This window comes from Psychroserpens mesophilus, assembly GCF_050617655.1.
In the GTDB taxonomy this organism is placed as follows: domain Bacteria; phylum Bacteroidota; class Bacteroidia; order Flavobacteriales; family Flavobacteriaceae; genus Psychroserpens; species Psychroserpens mesophilus_A.
Map to the genome: position 1 here is coordinate 1 of NZ_JBODQC010000077.1, position 359 is coordinate 359.

A 359-nucleotide genomic window follows, 5' to 3' on the forward strand; every position below is an offset into this window, starting at 1 on the left:
GATGAACCCCCGCGGTTCGGTGAGCTCTTCAATCCCGAGGATGTGCCAGGTATCGTGGATGCCGTCCGCATTCGGGGTAAAGAACTTCGGGTAGCCGATTACCAGGAATTCGGTGGGTTCGGTGGTCCCGCATCCGTTCCGGTCGTTGATGACCACCGTGTTGACCCCCGGGGGGACGTCGATGACAATCGGGGACTCCTGGAATGGCCCGCCGTTGATGGCGTACTCGTAATCCCCGTTCCCCGCCGGGATGATCACAATGTTGTTGCTGTGCGACAAATCCGCGAGGATGTCCACCCGGTCCAGTTGGGGTTCCCCATAGTAGGTAATCAGGATATCGTCCGCATACACCTCCGAGG

The 359-nt window shown here is 59.3% G+C and carries 1 pseudogene; it reads right to left on the bottom strand.

Annotation, left to right across the window (positions count from 1 at the left end):
• Nucleotides 1–359, bottom strand: a pseudogene (locus ACRHNM_RS16400) (T9SS type B sorting domain-containing protein); the annotation flags it as partial.